The 5,284-nt window shown below is 41.9% G+C and carries 7 protein-coding genes; 5 read left to right on the forward strand and 2 right to left on the reverse strand.

Annotated elements, in window-relative coordinates; genetic code table 11:
• Position 1: 1 nt before the first annotated feature.
• The 3 genes from ACFIKR_RS08590 to ACFIKR_RS08600 all read left to right on the forward strand — a co-directional run bounded on the left by ACFIKR_RS08590 (position 2) and on the right by ACFIKR_RS08600 (position 2,487).
• On the forward strand, positions 2–871 hold the full coding sequence (locus ACFIKR_RS08590) for a hypothetical protein (protein ID WP_375659561.1): 870 nt from the start codon (positions 2–4) through the stop codon (positions 869–871).
• Between the two features lie 91 nt (positions 872–962).
• Positions 963–2,087 carry a N4-gp56 family major capsid protein gene (locus tag ACFIKR_RS08595; RefSeq protein ID WP_375649236.1) on the forward strand — a complete coding sequence of 375 codons (1,125 nt, stop codon included), beginning with the start codon at positions 963–965 and terminating at the stop codon, positions 2,085–2,087.
• Between the two features lie 19 nt (positions 2,088–2,106).
• Positions 2,107–2,487, forward strand: a complete 381-nt coding sequence (locus tag ACFIKR_RS08600; protein ID WP_375659562.1) for a hypothetical protein — start codon at positions 2,107–2,109, stop codon at positions 2,485–2,487.
• Between the two features lie 34 nt (positions 2,488–2,521).
• On the opposite strand, the gene ACFIKR_RS08605 is transcribed toward ACFIKR_RS08600, so the two are convergent.
• Positions 2,522–2,803 carry an addiction module antidote protein gene (locus ACFIKR_RS08605; RefSeq protein ID WP_273788712.1) on the reverse strand — a complete coding sequence of 94 codons (282 nt, stop codon included), beginning with the start codon at positions 2,801–2,803 and terminating at the stop codon, positions 2,522–2,524.
• Positions 2,784–3,095, reverse strand: a complete 312-nt coding sequence (locus ACFIKR_RS08610; protein WP_017196508.1) for a type II toxin-antitoxin system RelE/ParE family toxin — start codon at positions 3,093–3,095, stop codon at positions 2,784–2,786. Before ACFIKR_RS08610 ends, ACFIKR_RS08605 begins: the two co-directional genes overlap by 20 nt.
• A 65-nt stretch (positions 3,096–3,160) precedes the next feature.
• Between ACFIKR_RS08610 and ACFIKR_RS08615 the strand changes: the two genes are divergently transcribed.
• Positions 3,161–3,868, forward strand: a complete 708-nt coding sequence (locus ACFIKR_RS08615) for a hypothetical protein (protein ID WP_375647772.1) — start codon at positions 3,161–3,163, stop codon at positions 3,866–3,868.
• Between the two features lies 1 nt (position 3,869).
• The coding region (locus ACFIKR_RS08620) for a hypothetical protein (protein ID WP_375659563.1) at positions 3,870–5,284 on the forward strand (1,415 nt) is incomplete at its 3' end.

The raw sequence follows: 5,284 nt of genomic DNA on the forward strand, positions 1-5,284 counted from the left end.
TATGAATGAAGATTACAGAGTTGGAGCACCGGTCTTTGATGATGAGAGCTCTTTTGATGCTGGCACTTATGATGGTGAAACGATTGATAATGATGACATTACGTCTCCAAAGCCGGTTTTAGAGACCGTTGAAAAGCCTTCAGAGATTGTTCCTAGTATAGAACAGCAGCGTATGGAGCAACAAGCCAAACAAGCTCGTGAAGCGCTTGTCAAGCTTTATGAACCCCAATCCCAGACGCCAATGGTTGAAGGTGAAAATGCACCCCCAGACCCTACACAAGACATTATTGGTTATATGGGTTGGATAGGAAAAAAGATTCGAGAGCAGGATGCGTATATTAGGGAACAGAAAGAAGCGCTAAGACAAGCTGAGGAACAGCAGCAGCATGATATACGTCTTGGTCAGTTTTTCAACAATTCTGTTAAGTCGTTTCAAAATAAATCCAGTGATTTTGGTGATGCGGCAAATTTTCTTTATGAGAAGCGTGCGAAGGAATTGAGTTCTTGGTCGTCACTTTATCCTGAGTATGCAGATCCAAACACAATTTCTGAGATCATAAGGAATGAATTGCGTACGATTGTAGCGACTTGTGCACAAAGAGATCTCAATCCGGCAGAAGAGATTTATAGAATAGCGCAAAATCTTGGCTATCAGAACCAAGCATTACAAGCGAATAATCAAGTTGCAGAACTTCAAAGCCGTCAGAATTCTGCGAGGACTTTAACGGCATCTGGTGGAGGGGGGAGTACAGGTCCACTTTCATGGGAAACGATGGACGCTATGACGGATAAAGAGTTTCAAGCATGGTACAGCAATCCAAAGAACCGAGTGCTTATACGCAAATTGAGTGGTGCGGATGATGAAGATTAAGTGAAAGACTTGTAGAGAATAAGCCGCCTTTGGTGCGGGTTAGTAGTCCGGCTTTAAGCCGGTTTTTTTATAGCAAAGAAAGGTGAAATAAATGGCAACAACACATATAGGGATTAATGATCCCCATGCGTTAAAAACATGGGCGAGAATTCTTGATGCGGAGGTCTCCAAAGCAACTCCTATCGCTCCTTTGATGGGGCAGGATTCCAATAGCATTATTCAGGTGAAAACAGAGACGCAAAAAGGCAAAGGGGATTGTGTAACATTTAGTCTGCGAGCTCAGTTATCAGGACGTGGTGTGAGTGAGGGCGAAACCCTTGAAGGCAATGAAGAGGCACTCCAATTCCTTCATGATAAACTGTATATCAATGAACTTTATCATGGAACAAGAATTGCCAATGAAGGCACTATTGATAATCAGCGCACATTGTTTAATTTGCGCGAAGAAGCCAAAAACAGTTTATCAGATTGGTATGCGGACCGTTTGAGTTTGATGTTTTTCGTTCACGCTTGCGGTTATACAGCCAACAGGCTTAATTTTGAGGGAGAACCGGTTGATCTTGATCCTCTTTTTTGGGGCTTTAATGCACCATTAGCTCCAAGCAGTAAGCGCATTGTGCGACCAGAAGCAAAAACCAAGGATGAAGAGCTTACAGAAAAAGCCAAACACAGCTTTAATCTTAAATTGATAGATGAAGCGGTTCAGTGCGCTAAGCTAGCGAATCCTAAAATTAGACCGGTTCGCGTGAATGGCGAGAGTGTTTATGTGTTGTATTTGCATCCCATTCAGGTGACACAATTGCGCACTAATACAGAGACGGGTCAATGGCTTGATATTCAGAAAGCTGCTTATACCGGTTCGCGTTCCAAAAACCCAATCTTTGATGGTTCTCTAGGCATGTACAACGGTGTGATTTTACGTGAATCAGAGCATGTCACCAATGGTGTTAAATCCACGGATAGTACACGTCTTGCAGGTGTGCGCCGTGCTGTTTTGCTTGGAGCGCAAAGTGTCGTTATGGCATTTGGTAAGAGTTACGGTAAGACCCGCTATAAAATCGAAGAAGAAACCTTCGACTACAAACGCGAATACGGTTTTGGAGTGCATACAATTATGGGCATGAAGAAAACGCGTTTCCAAATGCCCGGAAGAGCACAAGGAGCCCAAGATTTTGGAACGATAGTTATCCCCACCTACAGCGGTGAAGTTGAGTGATGAGGAAAGGAAATAGGACATGGTAGATGGCGTAACAGGACACTTACACGGCAGAGATCTTCATACACATCAGGTCAGTTTTTTGCGTTTGAATATCTCGCATAAAGATAAGCATTTGACACGCAAAATCGGGACTTTACCGCGTGGTGCAATGATCCTTTCGATTAAAGCGTTTGTGAAGACAGCGTTTTCGGATGCGAAATTAAAGATAGGTAGCACCTATGGGGGTAATGAGTTTAGTGAAAAGGACATCAAAGCCCAAGGTACGCAAGATTTTACATCAACCAACCAAAAAGAGTTTGTTTCAGAAGATCAAGAGCTTACGCTTTATGCAACACGGGATAAAACAACCGCGGCTGGTGAGTGTGTTGTGGTCGTGCAATTCGTGACCAATCGTTGAGAGGTATAGGGGAAGGCTTAATTCCCCTCACGATTTATGGAGCAGATTGTACAGAGAGTTGCAAATTAAGGGCAGATAAGACAGCGACTAAGGTAGAAAGTTTAGGGTCACCTGTTTTGCTTAAAGAGCGGTATAATCCACTGCGTTCGCGATTGGTTTCTTTTGCTAAGGCACTCATATTTTGTGCTCTAGCAACAATACCAAGGGCATCCGCTATATGAGAGGCATCACCAGTTTTGAAGGCTTCATTTAAAAAGACTTCTTGAGATTCTGGTGTTGTGAGGTGTTTTTCAAAGTTAAAGGTTTTCAATTTCATTTTTAAGATCCTCTAAAAGAGATAAGGCTTTTTGAATATCACTGGATTGTGTGGATTTGTCACCACCACAAAGCAATATAATGATTTTATCGCCTTTTTTTGTAAAATAAATTCGGTAACCAGCACCATAGTGGATACGTAATTCACCTATACCATTAAAAAACTTTGCATCACCCAAAAGCCCTGAACGAATTCTATGAAGCCTTGCAAGAATTATATTAGCAGCTTTTCTGTCTTTAAGTTTTTCTAACCAGTTATCGAATTCATCTGTTGTTTTTATTATCGCTACCATCAGTGCATTATAATACACAAAATATATAATATCAATAGTAATAATTTTTACAGAAAGGTATTTTGATGACACGTCATTATATTCGGGTTAAGACCGGAGGACCGATACCAGTAAAGCGAGATGTTTATCGCCATAAGAGAACACTTTCGCACCTTGTGTCGGTCATCCAAGATGAGATTGATGACATAGCCGATGAGTATGTTCATCAAATCCAAGAAAGTATTTTTGCAGCCATTCGTTTTTGTGAACGAGAGACCTTTTACTTTAACGAAAGCCGTGATGTGGTGTTTGAGACACGGGCGGGACAAGGTGTTTATGATGCAAGCACTACCAGCCATATCGAAAGTGCTGTTAAAATCAAAAACGTTTATCTGAGTTCTGATCAACATCATAAGTTTGCCTTGGAATGTAAGGACCATGTTTCTTTAGAGCCTTTGTTATCATCAGAGCAGCAAGGAACGCCGATTTGTTACAGTTATTTTGATAGGAAATTACATCTTTATCCCACGCCGGATAGAGCCTATCAGATTCAACTCATTCTCTCTCCATTGCGTTTATCAGAGATAGAGAGTGTTGATGAGGAGCATCCATGGTTTGTGCATGCCTTTGATTTGATTAAGGCGCGTGCAAAATACGAACTTTACAAGAATATCCTTAAAGACCCCGATTGTGCAACGGCAGCTTACAATGACTTTAACGAACAGTTGCATGAATTGCGTGCAGAGACGTCTCAACGTCATAACGTGACCAGAATAATGCCAACGGATTTTTAAGATGGTTTATTTTCCCATTGCCGATTACAGACCGGATGTTGCGGTTGTCAACGGCAGTTTTACGGATAGCCTTGTGAATGTTTTGCCGGCAGATGGCGGTTACATACCCATGCCTAGTGCAATGGTTGTGTCTCATCCTTTGGAAGAAAACCCATTGGGTTCAATCGCCTTTAGAAGCGGTAATGGTGTTAAGATAATCGTAGGAGGAAAGCAAAAGCTTTACAGTTATGATAGTCAAACGAAAGGTTGGAAAGACATAAGTCAAAGTGGTGTGACCTATCATGCGCATGAGGATAATCAATGGTCATTTGCTCTGTTTGGTCAAAGAATTATTGCGGTCAATAAAAATGATAAACCACAAGTTTTTAATACCCATAGTTCTGAACGATTTGAAGATTTAGGAGGCAATCCGCCGAAAGCAGGCTTGGTGAAGGTTTGGGGACCTTTTGTTTGTTTGATGCAATTGACAGATAACCCCAATCGCATTCATTGGTCAGGTTTGGATGATGCAACTCATTGGACAGTTAAGCAGAAAGATTGCGATTTTCAAGATTTTCCGGATGGAGAATATGTTCAAGGGGCAACAGAATCCACCAATCCCCTCATTTTTATGCGTTCTGCTATTTATGCTGGAACCTTTGTTGCGGGTTCTAAAATTGTGTTTACATTTCAAAAGATACAAGACAAGCGAGGAGCCCGCAGTGCAGCCTCTATAGCATGTCGAGGGAGTGATGCTTTTTTTGCAGGTGATGGTGGTTTTTATCAGATGAGTTTGGATGGTCAACTTTTACCGATAGGTTTTGAAAAGGTTGATAGAACGGTTTTTAAAACATTTGATAAGTTTGCTCTTGATGAGATGCAAGGAGTTATAGACCCCATTGATAACCGGATTTATTGGTCCTTAAAAAGAGGCAATAACGAACAAACCACCTTTGTTTATGATTGGGGCTTGCAGAAATGGTCGACGCTACAGGGAAAGATTTTCACGTTGTTTCCAGTGTTTACAACAGGTTATACTTTAGAACAGTTAGATGAGATTTCGCTCAATCTTGAGGCATTGCCTGCTTCTTTAGACAGCCCCCGTTGGCAAAGTGGCGCTCCAATGCTTGGTGCTTTTGATGAAAACAATCGGCTTGTTATGTTTACAGGAGCCCCGATGGAGGCAACGGTTGTTTCGCAAGAGATGGGGGCGCCTGATGGAAGTTTTAACTTTATCACGAAAATGTTTGCCGAAGTTGATACAACACAAGGTCTTTTAAGCATAGGGGAACGTCGTCTTCGCAATAATCAGACGCCGATCACATGGCATAAGGAGAGGGTGTGTTCGTATGTCACGGGCGCTTATCATGGGCGTTCGCGCAATCGTTATCACCGGTTTAAATTGCGCATTCCTAAGAATGAACCTTGGACGATGAT

It is taken from the genome of Bartonella sp. MR30HLJHH (genome assembly GCF_042194195.1).
Taxonomy (GTDB): Bacteria; Pseudomonadota; Alphaproteobacteria; order Rhizobiales; family Rhizobiaceae; genus Bartonella; species Bartonella grahamii.

Coding starts and splice junctions, on each gene's coding strand:
- ACFIKR_RS08590 (WP_375659561.1), top strand. CDS start 2: ATGAATGAAGATTACAGAGTTGGAGCACCGGTCTTTGATGATGAGAGC.
- ACFIKR_RS08595 (WP_375649236.1), top strand. CDS start 963: ATGGCAACAACACATATAGGGATTAATGATCCCCATGCGTTAAAAACA.
- ACFIKR_RS08600 (WP_375659562.1), top strand. CDS start 2,107: ATGGTAGATGGCGTAACAGGACACTTACACGGCAGAGATCTTCATACA.
- ACFIKR_RS08605 (WP_273788712.1), bottom strand. CDS start 2,803: ATGAAATTGAAAACCTTTAACTTTGAAAAACACCTCACAACACCAGAA.
- ACFIKR_RS08610 (WP_017196508.1), bottom strand. CDS start 3,095: ATGGTAGCGATAATAAAAACAACAGATGAATTCGATAACTGGTTAGAA.
- ACFIKR_RS08615 (WP_375647772.1), top strand. CDS start 3,161: ATGACACGTCATTATATTCGGGTTAAGACCGGAGGACCGATACCAGTA.